Below are 20,889 nucleotides of genomic sequence, written 5' to 3' on the forward strand. Positions count from 1 at the left end.
TAGCAAGTGGGTGCAAGGCGGTTTGTAGGGCGGCGTTCAGCGCTTCTTGGCAGGCAGCATTGGATAGATGTCTTCGGCTGCGAGATTGGCATTGACCTTCTGCAGCAGGCGGCGAAGCTCAGCCTTCTCTTCCGCGTTCAACCCCTCGGTTGCAAGTTCGTTCACCTCCTCGACCAGAGGCATCAGCTTTGTCTTCAGGCGCTTGGCCTTCGGGGAGAGGTAGACATTGATCTTGCGGCCATCATCAGGGCTCTGCTTGCGCAGGACCAGGCCGCTTTTTTCCAACCGTTTCAGTGCAACGACTGTTGTCGGCTCACGCATCCGCACCCGTTCGCTCAGTTCGCGCTGACTGATTCCATCTTCCATCCAGAGCACCCGGAGAAAATGCCACTGCGACGCCGTGACGCCATGATCCGACGTCCGGTTTTCGAGCGCGCGGGACATCGAGCGAAAAGCTGTCCGCATGAGATAGCCGAGGCTGTTCGTCCACTCGGCATAGGGGTTCTCTGTCTCTTGCTTCTTCGGCATTCCGGTGTCGCGCTCCTGATGTCGTCCCCACTTATGGATGAGATGCCCATTAAAACCTAGCCTGAAGGTGTTGATCTATTGACGTGCATCAATTTCATTAGCTAGCTATGTAAATTAATGAAACAAGCCCGAAGCACGACAGGTTGCGGGGCACGAGGGAGCAGGACGTGATGACGACAGAAACAGATTTGCTGGAAAAGGTGGAAAGCCGCTTCATTGGCCGCCCATCGCCAACATCGCCGCGAATCCAGGCCGGCGGCCACCCCTGCCAAGGCATCTACTGGACGCCAAAGGGCACGCCAAATCCGCGTGTCGCGTTCATCGCCACGCACTATAATGTTGACTTCAGCGAGCACTATTTCGCGCCATATATCGCCTCGCGCGGCTATGGCTTTCTCGGCTGGAATACACGCTATCGCGGCGCCGAGGACCTGTTCCGCCTTGAACACGCGCTGATCGACATCAGCGTCGGTGTCGACTGGCTGATCAAGGAAGCGGGTGTCGAGACAGTCGTGATCTTCGGCAATTCCGGCGGTGGCTCGCTAATGGCTGCATATCAGGCTGAAGCGACCCGCGCTTCACTGGCTGACAGCAAGGGCGGACCGAAGAATGACCGGCTCGCCGCGCTGCCAAAAGCTGACTTTTATATCTCCAGCAATGCGCATATCGGCCGTCCGGAAGTGATGACGGACTGGATGGACGCGTCGGTCGTCGACGAGTCCGACCCTGTGCCGACTGACCCATCGCTCGATCCGTTCAATCCGGATAATGGCCCGCCCTATTCGGACGACTTTGTCGCCCGCTATCGTGCCGCCCAAAAAGCCCGCAATCAACGCATCACCGACTGGGCGAAAGCCGAACTCGAGCGCGTTAACGCTGCAGGGATTCCTGACCGCCTATTTCCGCTCTTCCGGATGTGGGGCGATCTGCGTTGCATGGACCCATCGCTTGACCCGTCGGACCGTAAGCCAAGGCTCTGCTATGCGGGAGACCCAGTCATCGCAAACCGAACGCCCAGCATCGGCCGGGCCTGCATGCTTCGAACCTGGCTTTCCATGTGGAGCCTTGAAACCTCGCAGTGCCGCGGGGCGCCGCACCTGTCCAAGCTCGATATCCCGTCTCTTGTCATTCAGGGCACGGCCGATACGGGAGTCTTCCCGAGCGACGCGCGCAATATCCATGCTGCGATCGGCGCGAGCGACAAGAGCCTCGAGCTGATGCCAGGGGCGCACTATTTCGAAGATGATCCCCAGCATCGTCACAATGCAGCTGATGTCGTCTGCGACTGGCTGAAGGCCAGGCTCTAGCTGACCAGAAAAGGAAGAAAAGGCCGTATCATGCCTGTTAAACTGCTCGCCCTGTCTGGAAGCCTGCGGGAGGGATCGTTCAACCAGAAGCTCGTCAACCGCGCTGCCGCCATCGCCGCGGAGGCGGGAGCCGACGTCACCTCCATCCACCTGTCGGACTACAGGCTGCCGCTTTACGATCAGGCGGTAGAAACCTCCGAGTTCCCGAAGGCGGCGCTTGAGCTCAAACGTCTCTTCGCCGCCCATGATGGCTTCCTGATTGCCTCGCCCGAGCATAATGGCTCCATTTCTGCGGCGCTGAAAAACGTCATCGACTGGGTGTCGCGCCCGGTTGGCGATGAGGCGCCGCTGGCGTTGACGGGCTTTCGTGGCAAGACGGTCGGAGTGATGTCCGCATCCATCGGTCCGTTTGGGGGCCTGCGCAGCCTTATGCACCTGCGCCAGATTCTCGGCACCATTCAGGCCCTGGTTGTTACCGAGCAGGTTCTCGTCCCATTTGCCGGAAAGGCGTTCGAGGGCGAGGAACTGGTTGACGAGTTACCGAATGCGCTCCTGCCGCCGCTCGTCCAGCGCGTGATTGAGCTTGCTGAAAAGTGAGCAGGTTGGAGCCCAACATTTCGACCAGGCGGGACTTGCGGCTCGCCGCCCGCTGGGCGCCGCTGATGACGTCCTTCCTGCTTTGCGTCTTCATGTGCGGTTTCGTCTCTCTGGTCGCCACAGTTCAGACGGCGGGCATCTCCGTGGAGGTCGGTGCAGACTGGATCAAGGCCTGGGGGGTCAGTTTCCTGTTGGCATTCCCAGTCGTGCTGCTCGTCATGCCGCTCGTTCGGGCGATCGTTTCCCGCCTCTGCCGCCCGCCAGAGACCTGAATGCGATATGATCGGCTATTCGCTGGTGGCCGCTTCCGCTTCGGTTTCAAAACTGAGCGGTGGTCCCCAATCGCGCGACATGATCTCCGCGGCGCGGTTCAGGTCTGCGGCACCAAGACGATTCTTCAGAACGTCCGTCATCAGGCGCATCGCGGCCCTGGCGTCCTTGCGCATGCGCTCGCCATCGGGCGTCAGCACAATCACCTTGCCGCGCTTGCCGTCCCGGTGCGGCACAAGCTCGACGACGCCAAGCTCAATCATGGATTTCAGGGTCGTGTGGATGGCCTGCCGGCTGATGCCGAGTTGGCGGGCAATCGCCGCAGGCTGGCGCACACCCATCTCAATGCTCGCCATGATCATCGACTGAGGGCGAGTAATTACTGGCCAGCCGCGCGCACGGACATAGCTCTGCAGTCCCTCATCGAACCAGTAGAAGCCCTGCAACAACGTCACGATGAGATGTGACGGGTCCGTCTGTTCGCTAACGCCGTTCTTCAAGAGATCATCCTTCGATCAGATTGCCGTTGCGCAAGCCTAGTCCATCAAAATAATTCTTGTCAATTTAGTTGACGCAAAGTGCGTGCGATTGTATACCGGAGGCCATGGAACTAGGACGGTGAACGTCCAGAATTACTGAAATCGCAGGGAGGCGAGACACATGGCGACAGTAGCCGACAAGACATTCGAATTCCGGGGTGTGAACCATATCGCGCTCGTGTGCCGTGACATGGCAAAAACGGTCGAATTCTACCGCGATGTATTGGGCATGAAGCTTGTGAAGTCGCTCGACCTGCCGGAGAATTCGGGGCAGCACTTTTTCTTCGATATGGGGAATGGAAACTGCATCGCCTTCTTCTGGTTTCCCAAGGCACCGGAGGCTCAGCCGGGCATCTCATCGCCGAAAACACTGCCGACATCGGGAGATTTCCGCTCCGCGCATGGCTCGCTAAACCACATCGCCATCGACATTGCCGCCGAGCAGTTTGACGAGTTCTACGAGCGCCTCAAAAACCATGGGATCGAGGTGAGTCCGGTTCTCAACCACGACCATTCGAAATACCAGGTCAGCCGCGAAGTCACCGAAGACGTCTATGTACGATCGGCCTACTTCTTCGACCCGGACGGGGTGCTGCTTGAAATCGCCGCCTGGACGCGCGCTTTCCGGGAGGATGACGTCGCCGTCGATCCCCGCCGTGCCGATGGAACTGTCGCCGAAGGCCTCGTCACCAGCCATCTTTCGCCAGCCGAATAAGCCGCTCTGGCCGGTCCGCCGCGCCTGGCCAGCCATTCCAGACTCAGAAACCACAAGAGGTGAGGCGGCCTGGCCGGCTGTCACCATCCACAGGAGGACTCCAGACCATGCCGCTATTGCGCCAGGTGCCACGCGCCGAAATCCAGAACGAGCTCATCGAGCGCTACATGAAATTCCTGTTCGGCGACCGTGACCCGACAAAGGAGCCCGGCACCGCAACCGGTACGCCAGGAGACTGGTGGTCGGTCTTCGCGCTGTCGCCAGACATCTTCAAGCACTGCGTCCAGGGCTTTGCAGTTTACCGCAACCCGGACCGCAAGCTTGATCCGGTCCTGCGTGAACTTGGCCAGACCCGGGCCGGATGGGTAAAGCAGGCTCAGTTCGTCTTTTCCCAGCACTGCAAATCGCTCCGTGGCATGGGCGTCTCGGATGAAAAGATCGCCGCTATTCCGCACTGGCAGGTTTCCGACGTGTTCGATGAGAAGGAACGTGCAGTGCTTGCCTATGCGGACTGCCTTTCAGCGCATGGCGGACGAACGCCGAAAGAGGTCATCGACAAGCTGAAAACCTTCCTGAGCGATGAGGAAATCCTCGAGCTGACCTACATCACTTGCCTGTATGACATGCACGCCATCATGGTCCGTGCCTTGCGTCTCGAATTCGATGATCGCGAAGATCCGATCACCGAAGTTGAAGCGCCAGAAGGCTTTGAAGCTGCTGACTTCCTCAGCGGCGGACCGAGCCGCAAGGACGCTTAAGCCAGCCCGTACAACTGAACTCGCCGCCTTCGCTAATCGCGGGGCGGCGTTTTTCATGGCACGAGGCAGGCGTTTTCTTCGGCGTGTTGGTCAGACGCGGGGAAGCCGCCTGCGCGCATCACCGCAGATGACAAGGCGTGGCCCAGAGCACTTTCAAGCCACCTTGCTGTCTGCCTTTGCATGTTGAGGTCCATACCGGTCTCAACGCCCATGCGCGAGAACATGTAGGTCAGGGCCTCGCTGGCGACATTCCCCGTCGCCCCGTTCGCGAATGGGCAGCCACCAATCCCACCCAGGGATGCATCGAAAGAGGCTACCCCATTGCGCCAGGCCGAATAGGCATTGGCGAGACCGGTATTGCGCGTGTCGTGAAAATGAAAGCGCAACGGCACAGCAGGGACCGCCTCGCGAAGCGCCAGTGTGAGCTGCTCCACCGAGACTGGGTCTCCAACGCCGATCGTGTCGGCAATCGCGATTTCGCTTACCCCGGCATCCGCCCCCATTCGCGCCAGTTCGATCACTTGCCCCGCATTCACTTCGCCCTCGAATGGACAGCCGAACGCTGCCCCGACTGTGAGGGTCATCGGTATGTTTTCAATCCGGGCTGTCTTTGCTGCATCACGGAACTGCGCACAGGTTTCTATGATTGAAGCGCCCTGGTTGCGGCGATTGAAAGTTTCAGAGGCAAGGATGACGAAATTGATTTCGTCCACTCCGGCAGATAAGGCGCGATCCATGCCCCGCTGGTTCAGCACAAGGCCGGCAAACGATGCTTTCGCTGGAAGCCCGGCGTCATGCAGCGCCGCCATGACATTTTCGGCATCAGCCATTGCTGGGACGGCCTTGGGATTGACGAAACTGGCGACTTCTAACCGTTTCGCGCCAGCCTCGATTGCCTTGCTGATCAGTTGAATCTTGGCATCTGTCGGCAGGATTACAGCTTCATTCTGCAACCCGTCACGGGCTGAGACGTCGACAATTTCTACGGCGTCGGCCTGACCAGTCATGAACACTTCCCTCAAGTCATAATTGTATACAATGCATGATCGAGGAGGTGTTTCACGTCAAGGCATGCAGGGCCTTAATCCCAGGCCTGCGCCTGGGCGATGGCCTCGCGCACACGACCGATACCGCTGATCAGGACAATGGCGCCCAGCGGCACCAGGATCGCCGCCCCTAGTGCGAGCGATTTGTTGAGTGCGGCGTCATCCTTGAACACATAGTCCGTCAATGCTGCGATCGCCGTCGGGCCGAGGCCCATGCCAAGGAGGTTTGCGACCAGGAAATAAAGTGCGACGGCCTGGCCGCGCATCTGGTTTGGGGTCATCAACTGGATTACGCCGCCCGCAATACCGCCCTGGAATGCTGCGAAAAAGGTCGCAATGCCAAGGCAGGCAAGACCGATGGCGGCAGTGGGGGCGATCGCAAGCGCGAGCGCGAATGGCAGCATCCCGCCCATCGAGAGTACGATGACGCGGCTATATCCGTCCAGAATGCCCTTGTTGAACCAGCGGTCCGCCAGCGCGCCTCCCGTCAGAAGGCCAGCCGTGCCGGTAACAATCATCAGGATTCCGAAGCTTACGCCCGCATCGGCGCGCTCCATGCCAAAGGTCCGCATCAGGTATTCCGGACCCCAGATATTCAGGCTGAACACAACCATCACATAAATGGTGAGGCCAAGAATGTGGCTGGCAAATGCCCCGCGGCGCGCAAGGAAGAATGCGGCAACTTCGCGAAGCGGTACTCCGGCGGCTGGCGTCGTTGCGCCCGTGTCTTCCTCGAGGACCAAGCGCCCTTTGCGCGGCGGCTCCTTGACGGTGAGCATGAGCAGCGCAATGGCGATGCCGGGCAAGCCGACGAGGAAAAAGGTCAGTTGCCAGCCCTCCGTGCTCCCCACGATCGGAAGAACGATTTCGCCAATTTCCAGCGCGAAGGCGACGACTTTTCCGCCGATCAAGTAGGCAAGGCCGGAGCCGATCGTGATGCCGATCGTATACACGCTGAGCGCGCGGGCGAGGGACTTCTTCGGGAAGTAATCAGTGATCAGCGAGTAGGCTGCAGGAGACAGACTGGCTTCACCAACCCCGACGCCGACCCGCGCCAGGAAGAGTGTCCAGAATGAGTTGGCGAGACCGCACATCGCGGTCATCACACTCCAGAATGAGATGCCGATCGCGATCAGCCCGCGGCGGCTTTTGGAATCAGCGATACGGGCCAAAGGTAGCCCCATTATTGCGTAGAACGCTGCAAAGGCGAGCCCAGCGAGCAGGCTGTACTGAGTGTCAGTTATGTTGAAGGATTCGCGGATCGGGCCTACCAGAAGCCCCATGATCATGCGGTCGATGAATGAGCATGTCTGTGCCAGCATCAGCACGATCACGACATACCAGGCATACAGGCTGGACGATGATCCGGACTGCGGAGCGGCCTCTTGGATGGCGGTCATTCTGTTCCTCCCCGAACATATCTAAAGACTATTATTGTATACATTTGAATCGATGTATACGTTTATGATTGCGGTTTCTTTGCTGGAATCGTCCGCTTAGGCGACGCGGTGAACGAGTGCTCCGCCGTCGCGGCTGGCGAGTGAGTTCTGGCCCGCAATCTCGATGCTGCGGTCGAAGGTTTCCCTCGTAAGCCAGGCGAGGTGCGGAGATAATGTCACATTTGGCAGGTCGAGCAGGGGGCTGGCCTTCGAGACGGGTTCTTCGTCAAAGACATCAAGGCCTGCGCCACTGAGGTGGCCGGATACGAGCGCAGCATGAAGCGCCGTCTCATCGACAAGCTGGCCGCGCGCCGTGTTGATCAGGACAGCGCCGCGCTTCATGCGGGAGAGGGCGTCGGTACCGATCAGCTTGTCCGTCTCTCCAGTGAATGGAATGTGCAAGGAGAGGATGTCGGCCTGCTCAAGAAGTTCGGGCATCGTGAAATAGCGATAGGGCACATCCCTCTTTGAGCGGGCCGTGTAAATCACCGTCGCGCCCATCGCCTCAAGGATCGGCGCAAGGATCTGCGGCACGCTCCCGAATCCAATGAGGCCGACTGTCTTGCCGGCGACTTCGGAGAAGGATTCCTTCATGGCATCATCCGGGGTCCATGCGCCTGAGCGGCAGAGCGCGTCTGTCTGAGGCAGGCGGCGCAGCGTTGACAGCATGAGCAGGAGCGTCATCTCCGCCACGGCCCGACTATTGGTGCCCGGCATGTTGCAAACGGCAATGCCTGCCGCCTTCGCGGCCTCAAGGTCAATCGTGTTCACGCCGACGCCAATTTTCTGGATGAGACGCAAGTTTGGCGCCTGGCTGATGATCTCGGCGGTCACCGGCTCCAGCACGTGCCAGAGCGCTTCAGCGTCCTTCAATTCGGTCAGGAAAGGTTCTGCCGGCCCCTGCGGACAGCATACGATGTCGAGTCCCTGTGATCGCAGGCGATCAAGTTCATCGCGCAGTCGGGGGCCGGCATCGTAATGGAACAGAACCTTCAACTGATCCTCCTTCTAATCCTGTAGCAGTGAGAGCGTGAAATCGTGGATGTAATCCATGTGCGCATTGACGGTTGTCTCGACGGTTTTCTCGTCGCCATCGGCAACAGCCGTTGCGATATCCGCGTGCAGTTCGCACACGCGCGGCAGGTCTTCATCATGTCGGTGATAATAGTGCCAGAACCGGCGCGACAGACCGTGAAGCGTCTGCAGCATGTCGATGGCATACGGGTTGTCTGCGGCCTCGGTAATCATCTCATTGAACTGGCGATCGATGACGAGGAAGACTTGGTAATCCTTGCTGGCCTCATTGCGGAAACTGCCGCCTATGTCGCGTAGCGTGGCTCTCGCCTTGTCGCCTGCCCGGCGCGCGGCAAGCTTCGCTACGGTCAGTTCTAGCGGACGACGCACCTCCAGCAGGCGCATCTGTTTCTTCAGGTCGATAGGAGACACCCGGATGCCGCGTCGCGGCATGATCTCAACGAGATGTTCACTCGCAAGTCGTTGCAGCGCTTCGCGCACCGGGGTGCGCCCGATCCCGAGGCGTTTGGACAGCATGGCTTCGGAAATCATCGCATTTGGCTCCAATTCCATCGTGATGATCAGCTGCTCCAGAACGCGATAGGCCCGTTCGGACTGGGGCAGGTCGTCATCGTCGGCAAGTTCAGGATAGTCGTTCAAAAGGTCGTCTCCCCGCATATCTGGCATCAGCGCCGAGCGCCTGTTCCAGCCTAAGCATTTCGTTCCACTTCGCCATACGTTCAGAGCGGGAAAAGGAGCCGACCTTGAACTGGGTGATCCCCCAGCCAAGCGCGAGGTGAGCGATGGTCACGTCTTCGGTCTCGCCGGAGCGAGCCGAGACGACCGTGCCCCAGCCGAGCGTGCGGGCTGCCTCATGTGCCGCTTTCGCTTCACTTAGCGTACCGGCCTGGTTTGGTTTGCAGAGCAGGGTATTGCACGCCTGTTTCTCGGCCGCAGCGGCAATATTGGCCGTATTCGTCACAAGGAGATCATCGCCGATGATTTGCGCCCGATCGCCAAATTTGGCGGTGAAGCGGGCGTGATTGTCATAATCGCCCTCAACGAACGGGTCCTCGATCATCAGGATCGGATAGGCCTCCATCCAGCTGGCAAGCTGGTCAAACCATTCGTCCGGCGAGAGGGCCCGGCCTTCGCGTTTCAGGAAATATCCGCCATCGCGGTACATCTGCGTCGCGGCGATATCCAGCGACACGCCGATATCGGTGCCCGGCGTGAAACCGGCGTTCTTGATTGAATGCACCAGCGCTTCGATTGCTTGCTCGTTGCTGTCAAACAGGGGCCAGTAGCCGCCCTCGTCGGCAACGCCTGCGCGTTTGCCGATACTGTCCATGTAATCACCAGCCGCGCGATAAACTTCAGCGACCCATTCCGTGGCTTCTCTGAAGCTCGAGGCGCCATGCGGGACGGCCATGAAGTCCTGCAGGTCCATCTGGCCGGACGCATGCGCGCCGCCGCCGAAGATCTGGATTTCAGGAACGGGGAGCATTGGATCTCCGCCTTCGCTCAGCCACATCCAAAGCGGCTTGCCGGCCGCCGCAGCGCCCGCATGCGCAACAGCCATGGATGTCGCGATCAGCGCGTTGCCGCCGAGCCGCCCCTTGTTTGCCGTTCCGTCCAGTTCGATGAGGGCCTTGTCAATTGATGCCTGGTTGGCCGCATCCATACCCACAAGCTGGCCCGCGATCTCGGTATTCACGCTGGCTACGGCCTTGCCGACGCCGTGCCCGCCAAATCTCAAGCCGCCATCGCGGAGGTCAACCGCTTCGCCGGACCCGGTCGAAGCACCTGCAGGCGCGATTGCCCGCCCGAGTGCGCCATTCTGCAGCTCGATCTCGACTTCCACGGTCGGCCGTCCACGGCTGTCCCAAACGCTATAGCCTCTGACAGACTTGATCGGTGTGTCAGCCATCACTGGGTCCTTTTTCGTCGAGTATTTGAGCGTGTTTCGCAAACCAGGCATCGGCAACGTCCCTGGGGGAGCCGACCGGGTCGCGGATGAGGTCGAGTGCGATCGTGCGCACAAACACCTTTTCCTGTTCCGAATTGATGTATTCAACAGGCGATTTCCCATCGATCCGGGCAAGCATCATGAAGCTGAGCAGGCGCGCTGACCGAAGTTCCAGGTCTGCCGCGCTTTCCCAGTCCACGGTCTTCAGATAGCGCGTCAGGAATTGGCCGAAGCCGGCTTCGAAGCGCGCTGCTGCCGGTCTGTTCCAGATCGATTTCAGCAGGAGATGGTTCAGGCAGAAAGCAAGGTCGAACGCCGGGTCCCCCCAGGTTGCGCATTCGGCATCGAGCACGACAGGTCCATCAGGCCCGACCAGAATGTTCTTGGGGCTGAAATCGCCATGCACCATGACGCGCGAATTGCGTCGTACCTGCTCGATCGTGTCCTGGAGGACCGACGCAAGTTCTGGATAGGGCTCAGCAAGCGCGGCGAAATATGGCTCCAGTCTCAGATGATAGAACAGGTCGGAGTCGAAATCTTCGGCGAGGTGCGGTCGCCGCGCTGTTGCCGCGTGGATTCGTCCGAGCAGGCCCGCGATCTCTTCAACCGTGGTTTTATCAACGATTCCGTCGCGCAGTTGCGATTTCCAGACAGGATAGGCCTCCGGCGGGAGGTATTCCATGACAAGCGAACCACTTGGGCGGTCATGCGCGAGTATTTTCGGTACATTGCCCGGCGCGATCGTCCCGCTCTCCCTGAACCAGGCCGCTTCGCTGGCATGGCGCGCGGTCGGGGCATGCCAGACTTTCTTTACGTTCAGACGTTCCAGCGCGCGTTTGATGCAGACCTGTCGCCCATCCGCCTCAACGAGCCAGATATCAGAGGAAACGCCGCCCGTTAGCGGCTCTCCGGTGACCCGCGCACCTGCTTCGACGAGACCGCTCCTCTCTAGCGCTTCGCGTAAAGGGGTGGGCAATTCAGTCATTCTCTCTCCCTGGCGCACCCGGCTTTTTTCGAGCTGTGCAGGCTTAAAGGATGACAACTGATATACAGGTGATATATTATTTGCAATTGTTTTATGAAGACAGGAGAAAGCGAATGCAAACTGCAACTCTGGTGAAGCGGCTCCAGGCCATCGATTCGGCGTCTGTTGCAGACGTCATGACGGCGATGGGGTTGGATGCGCAGGTGCTTGCGCCCAGCCTGAAGCCCCTGTCAGCCGAGACGTGCAGCTTTGCTGGTGTTGCAGTCTGCGCGCGCGGCGCTGAAGCGCCGAAAGGCGAGACATTGCCGACCTTTGCGCTTGATGATGCCGTCCACGAAGGCAGCATCGTCGTAATCGAGACGGGCGGATGCGAACTTGGCGCGATCATCGGCGACAACATGGCGACCAGTATGGTCCGCAGTGGCGCAAAGGCCTTTATCATTGATGGCGGTGTGCGCGACGCAGACGCGCTGCGTGGTGGCGAAACCCCTGTCTATTGCCGATATGCCTCCTCGGTCAGTGCGCACCGCTTCTGGAAATATACAAGTGTTGGCGAGGCGATCACCATGCCCGGCATCTGGTCGGACGTGCGGATCGAGCCGGGTGACCTGATGCGCGGCGATGCCGACGGGATCGCCATTGTGCCGAAAGCGCACGCAGAGACAATCATCGAGCATGCCGAACGTCTGCAGCAGGTCGATGAGGATATCAAAGCCGCCATGCTGGCCGGGAAAACGCGGGAAGAAGCAACCCGCGGGAGCGACCGGTTGAAGGGTGTGAAACCACTGACAACAACGGCGCAGGCTCCGAGCGAATAGGTCTCTTTAAGCGCACGAAACAAACAAGGGCCAACAAGCCCATTCAGGAGGACGACAGACAGATGGCAGACAAGATGACAAGCACAGGCCCGTCCGGTCGCCTTACCGCAGAGCAGGAAAAATTCATCCACACGCTGGGCGACATTGTCGACTTTCAGTCCGCCCGCCAGCCAGGCAATGATGCGGTTGTCTACGGTGACAGGAAGATGACGTTCCGTGACCTGCAATCGGTGAGCAACCAGTTCGCCAATGCCCTGGTCTCGGAAGGCTTCGAGCCAGGAACTCGGGTCGCATTCCTTGACCGCAACAGCGAGTGGTTCTTTCCCATCCTGTTCGGAACGGCCAAGGCGAACGGCACGCTGGTTACAGTCAATTTCCGCCTCACGCCGGTCGAGATTTCCTATATTCTCGGAGATTCCGGCGCCGAGATTGTCTGTGTGGGCGCAGAATTTCTCGACAATGTGAAAGCCTGCCGGAAAGATCTGCCGACGCTGCGCAAGATCATTGTGATCGATGGCGACGGCGCTGACAATCAGGGGCTTGCCGACTGGGTCGCTAGCCAGTCGGAAGCAGCGCCGGCCCGCAAGGTTTCACCGGAAGATACCGCCGTCCAGATGTACACGAGCGGCACAACGGGCCATCCAAAAGGCGTTGAGCTTACCCATAACTGCATGACGGCGGCGGCTGTCGACGGTTTGACGGTATGGCCGGCCATGTTCAGGGAAAATGCGGCTGTGCTCGGTATCATGCCGCTCTTCCACATTGCTGCGGCAAATCTCTGCATTGCGAGCCTTTATGCCGGCGGGCGCGCCGAAATCATGCGCGATGGCACGCCGGAACAGATCATCCGCCTCATTGCCGAGCGGGGTATCGCGGTCGCGCCTTTGCCAGCCGCCGTGATCCACGAAATCATCAAGCTGCCCTTCGTCAGCGATCTTGATCTGTCCTGCCTCGACACGCTTCTCATCGCGGGATCGGGCATCCCGGTGGAATTGCTACGCCAGGCCCAGCTCACCCTGAAATGCGGCTTCGCCCTTTCCTATGGTATGACTGAATGCTGCGGTGGGCTCACTTATCTTGGCCCGTCTGACTGTACATATGATGCAGGCCAAAAGCTGCAATCGGCCGGCAAGCCGCTGGGCGACAATCAGGTCCGCATCCTGGGGCCGGACGGCAAGGAACTGCCCGTCGGTGAAACCGGCGAGATCGCTTGCCTGTCCAGGCGCGTCATGAAGGGCTACTGGAACCGGCCAGAAGCGTCCGCCGAAGCCATGCAGGATGGCTGGTATCTCAGCGGTGATGCCGGCTATCTCGACGAAGATGGCTATCTCTACGTCGTCGACCGGATAAAGGACATGGTCGTCAGCGGCGGCGAGAATATCTACCCGGTCGAGATCGAAAATGAGTTGATCAAGCACCCAGCCGTCGACGATGTCGCCGTGATCGGGGTGCCGGATCCGAAATGGGGTGAAAGCCTGCTCGCTTGCGTCGTGCTTTCGCCAGGCGCGGAAGCAACGCCTGCAGAGCTGGAGCAATTCCTTCGCGGCTCGCTGGCCGGTTACAAGATCCCCCGGCGCTATGATTTCGTTGAAAGCTTCCCCCGCAACGCGACCGGCAAGGTTCTGAAGCGCGTCATGCGCGACGAGCGCAGCCAGGTCCAACCGGCAGGGGAGTGATCAGCCATGCATTTTGACATCAAGGCTCCGCTCTTCCCGGATATGGTCCGCTTGCATGGCAAATGGTATCCGAACAAGCTCGCCCTCGTTGACGAAGTTCGAAGCCTGACCTGGTCGGAGCTGGACAGGCGCTCGACGCAGGTCGCCAACGGTCTGCTCGCCATGGGCATTGGCAAGGGGTCAAGTGTCGCCATCCTGATGGGCAACAGCGTCGAATATGCCGAGATCATGTATGGCATCCTCAAGGCTGGCGCCGTCATCGTGCCCCTCAACCTCGCTGTCAGCGAGGAGGGGCTTGCCATGATGCTGAATGATGCGGCCGCGAAGCTCGTTTTCTATACGCCCGATCAGCATGCACGCATGAAACCGCACTGGAAGGACATGCCGGAGGGCCTCAAAAGCCTTGTCTTAGGCGAAGGCGCTCCTGCGGGCGAAGATTATGCCCTCTGGCGAGACGCCCAGTCAGACGCACCACAACGGATCGAGATCGGTGACGATGATCCCTGCAACATCATTTACAGCTCCGGCACGACCGGACTGCCCAAGGGCATCAAACATCTCAATCGTCGGCGAATACAATCCATGTATGAGCTGGCCATGGCTCACCGCTATCACTTTGCGTCGGTGTCGATCTGTCCCATCGGGCTCTATTCCAACATTGCCTGGGCGTCGCTCTTTTGCGCGCTGATTGCCGGTGGTACCTGCATCATCCGCAACAGGTTCGAGCCCGAGCGCTGGATCGAGGACGTCCACGAATATGGCGTGACGCACACTTTCATGGTGCCAATCCAGTTTCAGCGCATCCTGGATGCGCCCAACTTCTCTCCCGCCTCTGTCGCTTCGCTCGAAGCTGTAATCTCTGGCGGCGCGCCCCTGTTTGAGGGACTGAAAAAGCGTGTCGCGAGCGAGTTTGGCTGCGCCGTCATCGAGTTATATGGGCTAACTGAAGGTTTCATGACGACACTGCAGCCGGAAGAAGCGGAGGGGCGACTCTCATCTGTTGGTAAACCGGTGCGCGGCAATGACTACATTCTCGTCGATGATGAGGACAGGCCGCTCGGCTGGGGCGAAACCGGCGAGATTTGTGTGCGCTCGGTGCACTGGATGTCTGAATATCACAACCGGCCCGACGCCAACAAGGAAGCCGAGTATGTCGACCCTGACGGCGTGCAGTGGTTGCGAACTGGCGATATCGGCCGCACGGATGAGGATGGCTTCCTCTACATCACCGACCGCAAGAAGGACATGATCATTTCCGGTGGGCAGAACATTTATCCCGTCGATATCGAAGCGGTCCTGGCCGAGCATCCGGACGTCTCGGAAGTCGCGGTGATCGGTGTACCTGACGAAAAGTGGGGGGAGACACCGCTGGCACTCGTTGTCCTGCGTGCTCGAAGCGAGGCGAAGAGCGAAGATATTCTGGAATGGACCAACGAACGCGTCGGCAAGCGTCAGAGAATTCGCGGCGTAGAGGTGCGTTCTGATCTGCCGCGCAACCCGAATGGCAAGGTGCTGAAGCGCGAGCTGCGCAAACAGTTCGCCTGACGCGCCAGCCTCAGTTCAACACCCAAAAAAAGAGCCGCCCCCAGGAGGAATAGTGGGGGCGGCTTTCCTGCGACTGTCCGGCTAGACTACCAGCGGAAAGTCGTCTCCAGGAAGACTGACCGTCCAGCCCCAACTGCCTGGAAGGGCGATAGCACTTCATAGGCGTGTTGAATGGTCCGCTCGTCGGTCAGGTTTCGGCCCACAAGCGCGACTTCCCATCCACCGTCCTGCGGGCCAAGGCCGAAGCGGGCATTCCATTTGGTGAACGCGTCCTGACGACCGTCCGGATCGAAATCCTGGCGGACGTAGAAGTCACCTGAATAGTACATGTCGACATTTGCGGTCAGGAACAGGTTCTGGCTGACCTGACCTTCCCAGGCGCCGCCAAGGTTCAATTCCACTTCCGGGGCGCGCTCAAGGCGGCGGCCGGAGAGATCACCCTGACCGTCGATACAGCTTGGGTCTTCACGGTTTCCGTCCGGACCGATCGGGCACTGCGCGTTCTGGTATTTTTTATAGGTCGCGTCGAGCAGCGCAGCCGAACCGTTGAGCGTCAGATTGTCTGTCGCCATCCACCGGCCTTCTAGTTCAAGGCCGCTGACTTCCGCCGAAGCTGCGTTGCCGATAATGAACTGGGTGCCGTCATATGAAGAGGTCTGAAGATTGTCGAACTCCATTCTGAAGGCCGTCGCATTGAAGTTCACACGGCCATCAGCGAGCACCATCTTGGTGCCGATCTCGATATTCTCGGCATCTTCGCCTTCGAAGTCGAACACGCCATTGCCCTGTCTCAGCGTTACTCCGCCGGCAATATCCGCTGTCGTCAGTGTCGGTGTGCCGACATAGCGCTGCAGGAAAGTGGAATCGCGGCCGAGCAGGACGCGGCCCAGTCCGCCATCATTAGCCTTCAGGCCGCCTGGCTTGGAGCCGGTCGAGTAAGCCGCGTAGACGTTGATGTCCGGCGTCAGCTCGTACAGGACGCGCAGCGACGGATCGAGGCTTTCATCTTCGCGGACCTGGTAGAAGATGTAGTCCGGACTCCCTGCCTGGAACGGCGCATTCGGTGTACGCACTGGTGTTTCGCCATCCGGGAAAGTCACCTGATAGGCAAGGCCGCGGGCGTCCTGCGTCTCTTCAGTATACCGAAGGTCACCAATCAGGGAGAGGCGGTCGGTAATGTTCCAGGTAAGCTGGCCATAGGCCGACAAGGTTTCACTGTCGCGCTTGAAGTCCCGCACGACACCGACCGCACCGGGGATGGATGCCGTGAACGCCGGTGGCACACCGACTGTCTCGTAGAATCCGGGATAGAACTGGCTGAATTGCCCGGTCTTGGTCAGCGAATTGTGGTACATTGCGCCAGCGATGTATTCGAACGTCCCGCCGGTCGGCGACAGGATGCGGCCCTCAAAGGAGGTCTGCTCATAGTCTTCATAAAGCGAGGAGTTCAGCAGCGCTTCCGGCACGCCGTCGACATCCAGAAGGTTGTTGTATTGCAGGGCCCAATAGCCGCCGATCAGCGAGAGGGTGTGGTCGCCGAGGCCGGTATCGAACGACGCCGTTACACCGAACTGGTCAGAATAGTCGAAATCCTCACTCGATGTGCCGGTGCTGACATAGCGGACATCGTTGACGATGGTTTCCAGCGTCGCAGGGTCGATGGGGGCGGTCGGCGAGGCGAGCGCACCCGGGCCAGCAAGCTGGTTCCGGCGACCAAGAACATCAGTCCAGCCTGACTCGACCTTTGCCCAGAACTCAGTATCCGGGCCGATGTCCCAGAGCAGGCTGCCGCGCATGGCGAGACTCTCAACCGAATTGTCCTTCTGTCCGGTGAAGCGGTTCTCCATGTCGCCTTCCAGGTCCTGGTACTGGAGGGCGAAACGGCCCGACAGGTTCTTGGCGATCGGCCCGGAGACGGCGCCCGTTGTGCGGAATCCGCCATTCTCGAGCTCTGCGCCCGCGGTCACATAGGATTCAAACGTGTTGGTCGGGCGCGCACTCGCAACCGTAATGGCGCCAGCGATCGTGCTCTTGCCGAACAGGGCGCCCTGCGGTCCGCGCGCGATCTCGACATTCTGGACGTCGAAGAAGCCCGTCTCAAGACAGCGCGAGCGACCGCAATAGATGCCGTCATTGAAGATGCTGACCGAAGAATCGAAGGCGATGTTTGTCACGCCAGATCCTAGTCCGCGAACGCGAACGGCCCAGTTGCCGAATGTCTTCTGCACAACGAGGCTGGGCACGAAGCCCTGCAGGTCCGTCAGGTCGGTGATATTGTATTCGGCGATGACTTCGCCCGGAACGACGCCGACCGAGATCGGTGCGTCCTGTAGGGCGGTGGTCCGCTTCGTCGATGTGACGACAACCTGTTCGAGGCGGCGGTCATTCGAATCGTCCCCATCCTCGTCCTGGGCCACTGCAGCCGGTGCGGCGGTCGCCGCAATGGCGCAGAGCGCCGTCGACATCAGCAGTCTGGCCGTAAGCTTGTTTTTCAATTCCATTTCGGCGTTTCCTCATTTCTGCCTTGTCCAGCCAGAACAAGAAGAAGAGGACACCAACCGGACCGCCCGGCAGATCGTGTGATCATCATTTCCTCCCACTTCGGTTCGCGCTTGCTGGACGGGTTTTCCCTTATCCGCGCAACTAGAGTATCACTGATATATCAGTTGAATGCAAGATAGGTCGCTTGTGTTTCTTTTGTCGGTGTCGGAGCGCCTCCACGCTCCAGGATTCAGACAAGGCGCGAAAAACCTAAATGTCAAGAATATTGACAGTTAGGATTTCTCGGGTATCGTCAAGGCGATGATATTGAGCTGGGAGTTGACGACGATGAGTATCGCAGAAGCCACACTGGACGAACCGCGCCAGGAAACGCTGGCGCAAGACCTGGTCGAGCGTGCCAAAGGGATCGCCCCGCGCATTTCGGAGCTTGCCGTGCAGGCTGAACGTGACCGCCGAATCCCGGACGAAGTCGTGAAGCTCATCGCGGATGCCGGGCTTTACGAGGTTCTCGTGCCAAAGCGGTTTGGCGGCCACGAGCTTGGCGTGAAGGAGATGGTGGATGTCCTCAAGGTGATTAGCCCGCTCTGCGCGTCGACTGGCTGGACCACGGGTTTTTACATGGTGCACAACTGGATGTGGTGTCACTTGCCGGATGAGGCGCAGCAAGAGATCTTCGCCGAAGGTCCGTCCGCGCTTGGCCCTGTGATGATTGCGCCGACGGTGAAGGCTGTCCCGGTTAAGGGCGGCTATCGCATCAATGGCCGCGCACGCTGGGGAACGGGCCAGTCACATGCCAGCTGGTGCGGCGTTTCCGGCATCATCGAGAGTGCAGACGACCAAGCCGTGAGCGAGGATGGCAAGCCGCTGCCACCGCAGGTGCGGGTCTTCGTCATGCCGTGGGCAGATGCCTCGCCGCAGGACACATGGTACACATCCGGTATGGCCGCGACAGCGAGCCACGATGTCGTGTTCGACGATGTCTTTATTCCGTCTCACCGCGTCATGGATCTCGGTCCGGCCCGTTCAGGCGAGTCGCCCGCAGCCAGCCAGTATCCGACGCCGGCCTTCAGCACGGCCTTTACGCCGCTCCTTGCCATTGCCGCCGTCGCTCCGCTTGTCGGCGCCGCGAGAGGCGCCGCCCTGCATGCCGTCGAGCGCGCGAAGGAATTCGTCAGCACCTATTCCGGCAAGTCTGGCGTGGACAGCCCGGCCCTGCAGATGCGCCTTGCCCGCGCCGATCTGATGACGCGTTCGGCAATGACACTGCTGGACAAGCTCGCAGACGATATCGTGGCCGATTCCCACAATACGCCGATCGACATTGAATCGCGCGCCCTCCAACGCGTTCAGGCCTCGCATATCGCTTCTCTCTGCCGCGATGCCGTGACCCTTCTTGTTCAGGGCAGCGGAGCCAGCGCGCACATGGCGGACTCGCCAATTCAGAGATGTTTCCGCGACATCAACATGGCCTCGGCCCACGTCGTGTTTGACGATGATCCGAGTATGGAGCTGCATGGAAAGATGCTGCTTGGCCGTCCGCCTAAAATCATACTCGCCTGAGGAGAGGCCGGTACGGGTCATCGATGATGCTTGACATCGACTGGCCAGCTCGCGAGGCAATGAAGCGCCCGGGTCAATGGCCTGGGCGCTTCAATGATCTTGCGGGAGCCATAATGCCGAAGACCAGAAAGCAGGGCAAACCGACCTCAGGCACCGGAGGGGTGCGGCCGGCAGAGCAGCGCTATCCGCGTGGGTCGCTCCTCATGTGGTCCATGCTGCGCGGCTTCATCTGGATGGAGCGTTGCCTGCAGGCGAATGTCGAAGCGCGGGGTTGGGCGCCTCTTTCGCGCGCCGAATCGCAGGTCATGCTGCTCACTTCGGCCGGAATCACGCGTCAGGTCGAGATTTCAAAGGCGCTCGGGTTCAGCCGGCAGGCCATCAACCAGACCATGAAACAGCTGAAGGCGCGCGGCCTGATCGATATCCTTCCGGACCCTGAAGACGGGCGCTGCAAGGTCATCGCTTTCGCTGAAGAGGGGGCGGGCATGCGGGCCGATGCGCTCGAGATCATGGAGTTGATGGAGCAGGAACTTGTCGACCGAATCGGCGTGAAGACCGTCGACGCCATGTATGAAGCGCTTGAGCGCAACTGGGGCGACATTCCGATCTTCGATCATGATTGATGCGTAGATCAGGCACGCGGCGCGCGTCCGGTCAGGCTCGCATACTCACCATTGCAATAGAGGAGGGGCGCACCGGCCTGCATTGCAGCGGTTTGCACCGTGCCGATAAAGACCGTGTGCGTGCCGCACTCGGTGGCCTGTGACAGGGTGCACGGCACATCTCCAAGCGCGGAGAAGAGCTTCGGCCCGAACGGCAAATTCCGCTCCCATTCTCCGCACTCAAACCGGTCACCATCATGCGGGCCGCCAAACGCATGGGCCACGATCTCCTGGGACTGCGAGAGATAATTCACGCGAAACCGGCGCGAATGGAGCACGGCCGCGTGCAGGCGTGTCGCCTTGTTGACGCAGACGAGAATGGATGGCGGGTCCAGGCTGACACTGGCAACCGATGTGGCGGTGATGCCAGCATCGCCATCTTCTCCGCGCGCTGTAATCACGGCCACAGTCGACGCGACACGGCGCATCAGGGATCTCAGATCTGCATAAGCTTCGGCTTGCATGAATTCCTCCCTGTCTATATTGTCAATAATATTGACACATAGGCGTCTATGTCAAGTCGGCTTCAGGATTGCTAACGCTTCGTTCCAAGCCGGGAAATGGCTCCGCTCACGTAAATTAAATTGACTCTAATTTCGGCCAAATTTAGTATACAATCGGAGAAATGAGGGGGTGGAAGGATCACTGGATGGCTGGCATGTGAACGAGAAGCGGGTGTATCGCATCTGGCGGCGTGAAGGGCTGAAAGTGCCAATGAAGCAACCAAAGAGAGGCCGTCTCTGGCTGAATGACGGCTCCTGCATCCGGTTGAGGCCGATGCACACGGGCCATGTCTGGTCGTATGACTTCGTCCAGGACCGCACGCATGACGGCAAGGTGTTCCGTATGCTGTACGTGATTGATGAGTTCACTCGCGAATGCCTCGCCATTCGTGTCGAACGCAAGCTCAATTCCCGTGATGTGCTCGACACGCTGGGCGAACTGTTCGTGCATCATGG

The 20,889-nt window shown here is 59.6% G+C and carries 20 protein-coding genes and 1 pseudogene; 11 read left to right on the top strand and 10 right to left on the bottom strand.

Annotation, left to right across the window (positions count from 1 at the left end):
• Positions 1 to 36 precede the first annotated feature (36 nt).
• A complete protein-coding gene (locus B8746_RS09235) occupies positions 37 to 528 on the bottom strand; it encodes a MarR family winged helix-turn-helix transcriptional regulator (protein ID WP_084393413.1) in 492 nt (163 codons plus the stop codon).
• A 170-nt stretch (positions 529 to 698) separates the two neighbouring features.
• Between B8746_RS09235 and B8746_RS09240 the strand changes: the two genes are divergently transcribed.
• From B8746_RS09240 to B8746_RS09250, 3 genes are read left to right on the top strand one after another with little or no spacing between them, the layout of a single operon-like run.
• On the top strand, positions 699 to 1,835 hold the full coding sequence (locus B8746_RS09240) for an alpha/beta hydrolase (RefSeq protein ID WP_084393414.1): 1,137 nt from the start codon (positions 699 to 701) through the stop codon (positions 1,833 to 1,835).
• Between the two features lie 30 nt (positions 1,836 to 1,865).
• A complete protein-coding gene (locus B8746_RS09245; protein WP_084393415.1) occupies positions 1,866 to 2,432 on the top strand; it encodes an NADPH-dependent FMN reductase in 567 nt (188 codons plus the stop codon).
• Positions 2,429 to 2,704, top strand: coding sequence for a DUF2798 domain-containing protein (locus B8746_RS09250; protein ID WP_143434568.1), 276 nt, complete (start codon positions 2,429 to 2,431; stop codon positions 2,702 to 2,704). Before B8746_RS09245 ends, B8746_RS09250 begins: the two co-directional genes overlap by 4 nt.
• Before the next feature lie 15 nt (positions 2,705 to 2,719).
• Here B8746_RS09250 and B8746_RS09255 read toward each other — a convergent pair whose 3' ends face one another.
• Positions 2,720 to 3,202 (bottom strand): MarR family winged helix-turn-helix transcriptional regulator, encoded by a 483-nt coding sequence (locus B8746_RS09255; RefSeq protein WP_084393417.1) that lies wholly within the window; start codon positions 3,200 to 3,202, stop codon positions 2,720 to 2,722.
• A gap of 160 nt (positions 3,203 to 3,362) precedes the next feature.
• On the opposite strand from B8746_RS09255, the gene B8746_RS09260 reads away from it, so the two are divergent.
• Positions 3,363 to 3,956 (top strand): VOC family protein, encoded by a 594-nt coding sequence (locus B8746_RS09260; protein WP_084393418.1) that lies wholly within the window; start codon positions 3,363 to 3,365, stop codon positions 3,954 to 3,956.
• Between the two features lie 107 nt (positions 3,957 to 4,063).
• The gene (locus B8746_RS09265; RefSeq protein ID WP_084393419.1) at positions 4,064 to 4,714 is read left to right on the top strand and encodes a carboxymuconolactone decarboxylase family protein; all 651 of its coding nucleotides are present in this window, start codon (positions 4,064 to 4,066) and stop codon (positions 4,712 to 4,714) included.
• 53 nt (positions 4,715 to 4,767) lie between these two features.
• Here the strand turns inward: B8746_RS09265 and B8746_RS09270 are convergent, their stop codons facing one another.
• The 6 genes from B8746_RS09270 to B8746_RS09295 form a co-directional block, all read right to left on the bottom strand.
• On the bottom strand, positions 4,768 to 5,721 hold the full coding sequence (locus tag B8746_RS09270; protein WP_084393420.1) for a hydroxymethylglutaryl-CoA lyase: 954 nt from the start codon (positions 5,719 to 5,721) through the stop codon (positions 4,768 to 4,770).
• A 74-nt stretch (positions 5,722 to 5,795) separates the two neighbouring features.
• A complete protein-coding gene (locus B8746_RS09275; protein WP_084393421.1) occupies positions 5,796 to 7,160 on the bottom strand; it encodes a spinster family MFS transporter in 1,365 nt (454 codons plus the stop codon).
• A gap of 96 nt (positions 7,161 to 7,256) precedes the next feature.
• Positions 7,257 to 8,195: an NAD(P)-dependent oxidoreductase gene (locus tag B8746_RS09280; protein WP_084393422.1), complete on the bottom strand. Its 939-nt coding sequence runs from the start codon at positions 8,193 to 8,195 to the stop codon at positions 7,257 to 7,259.
• Between the two features lie 12 nt (positions 8,196 to 8,207).
• Positions 8,208 to 8,873, bottom strand: a complete 666-nt coding sequence (locus B8746_RS09285; RefSeq protein ID WP_158084582.1) for a GntR family transcriptional regulator — start codon at positions 8,871 to 8,873, stop codon at positions 8,208 to 8,210.
• Positions 8,857 to 10,143 (bottom strand): phosphopyruvate hydratase, encoded by a 1,287-nt coding sequence (gene eno, locus B8746_RS09290; protein WP_084393424.1) that lies wholly within the window; start codon positions 10,141 to 10,143, stop codon positions 8,857 to 8,859. The genes B8746_RS09285 and eno overlap by 17 nt, the downstream gene beginning before the upstream one ends.
• Complete coding sequence (locus tag B8746_RS09295) at positions 10,136 to 11,167, bottom strand: phosphotransferase family protein (RefSeq protein ID WP_084393425.1); 1,032 nt, start codon at positions 11,165 to 11,167, stop codon at positions 10,136 to 10,138. The genes eno and B8746_RS09295 overlap by 8 nt, the downstream gene beginning before the upstream one ends.
• A gap of 113 nt (positions 11,168 to 11,280) precedes the next feature.
• On the opposite strand from B8746_RS09295, the gene B8746_RS09300 reads away from it, so the two are divergent.
• The 3 genes from B8746_RS09300 to B8746_RS09310 all read left to right on the top strand — a co-directional run bounded on the left by B8746_RS09300 (position 11,281) and on the right by B8746_RS09310 (position 15,206).
• Positions 11,281 to 11,985 carry an RraA family protein gene (locus B8746_RS09300; protein WP_158084583.1) on the top strand — a complete coding sequence of 235 codons (705 nt, stop codon included), beginning with the start codon at positions 11,281 to 11,283 and terminating at the stop codon, positions 11,983 to 11,985.
• Between the two features lie 62 nt (positions 11,986 to 12,047).
• A complete protein-coding gene (locus tag B8746_RS09305) occupies positions 12,048 to 13,661 on the top strand; it encodes a long-chain-fatty-acid--CoA ligase (RefSeq protein ID WP_084393427.1) in 1,614 nt (537 codons plus the stop codon).
• Between the two features lie 6 nt (positions 13,662 to 13,667).
• The gene (locus B8746_RS09310) at positions 13,668 to 15,206 is read left to right on the top strand and encodes a class I adenylate-forming enzyme family protein (protein WP_084393428.1); all 1,539 of its coding nucleotides are present in this window, start codon (positions 13,668 to 13,670) and stop codon (positions 15,204 to 15,206) included.
• A gap of 86 nt (positions 15,207 to 15,292) precedes the next feature.
• Here the strand turns inward: B8746_RS09310 and B8746_RS09315 are convergent, their stop codons facing one another.
• Positions 15,293 to 17,707, bottom strand: coding sequence for a TonB-dependent receptor (locus tag B8746_RS09315; RefSeq protein WP_084393429.1), 2,415 nt, complete (start codon positions 17,705 to 17,707; stop codon positions 15,293 to 15,295).
• Positions 17,708 to 18,035: 328 nt separating this feature from the next.
• Between B8746_RS09315 and B8746_RS09320 the strand changes: the two genes are divergently transcribed.
• Together B8746_RS09320 and B8746_RS09325 are read left to right on the top strand one after the other, a co-directional pair.
• Positions 18,036 to 19,268: an acyl-CoA dehydrogenase family protein gene (locus B8746_RS09320; RefSeq protein WP_158084584.1), complete on the top strand. Its 1,233-nt coding sequence runs from the start codon at positions 18,036 to 18,038 to the stop codon at positions 19,266 to 19,268.
• A 113-nt stretch (positions 19,269 to 19,381) separates the two neighbouring features.
• On the top strand, positions 19,382 to 19,891 hold the full coding sequence (locus B8746_RS09325; protein WP_158084585.1) for a MarR family winged helix-turn-helix transcriptional regulator: 510 nt from the start codon (positions 19,382 to 19,384) through the stop codon (positions 19,889 to 19,891).
• Positions 19,892 to 19,899: 8 nt separating this feature from the next.
• On the opposite strand, the gene B8746_RS09330 is transcribed toward B8746_RS09325, so the two are convergent.
• A complete protein-coding gene (locus B8746_RS09330) occupies positions 19,900 to 20,394 on the bottom strand; it encodes a flavin reductase family protein (protein WP_084393432.1) in 495 nt (164 codons plus the stop codon).
• A 187-nt stretch (positions 20,395 to 20,581) separates the two neighbouring features.
• On the opposite strand from B8746_RS09330, the pseudogene B8746_RS09335 reads away from it, so the two are divergent.
• Positions 20,582 to 20,889: pseudogene (locus B8746_RS09335) on the top strand (IS3 family transposase); the annotation flags it as partial.

Source organism: Henriciella pelagia (assembly GCF_002088945.1).
In the GTDB taxonomy this organism is placed as follows: Bacteria; Pseudomonadota; Alphaproteobacteria; order Caulobacterales; family Hyphomonadaceae; genus Henriciella; species Henriciella pelagia.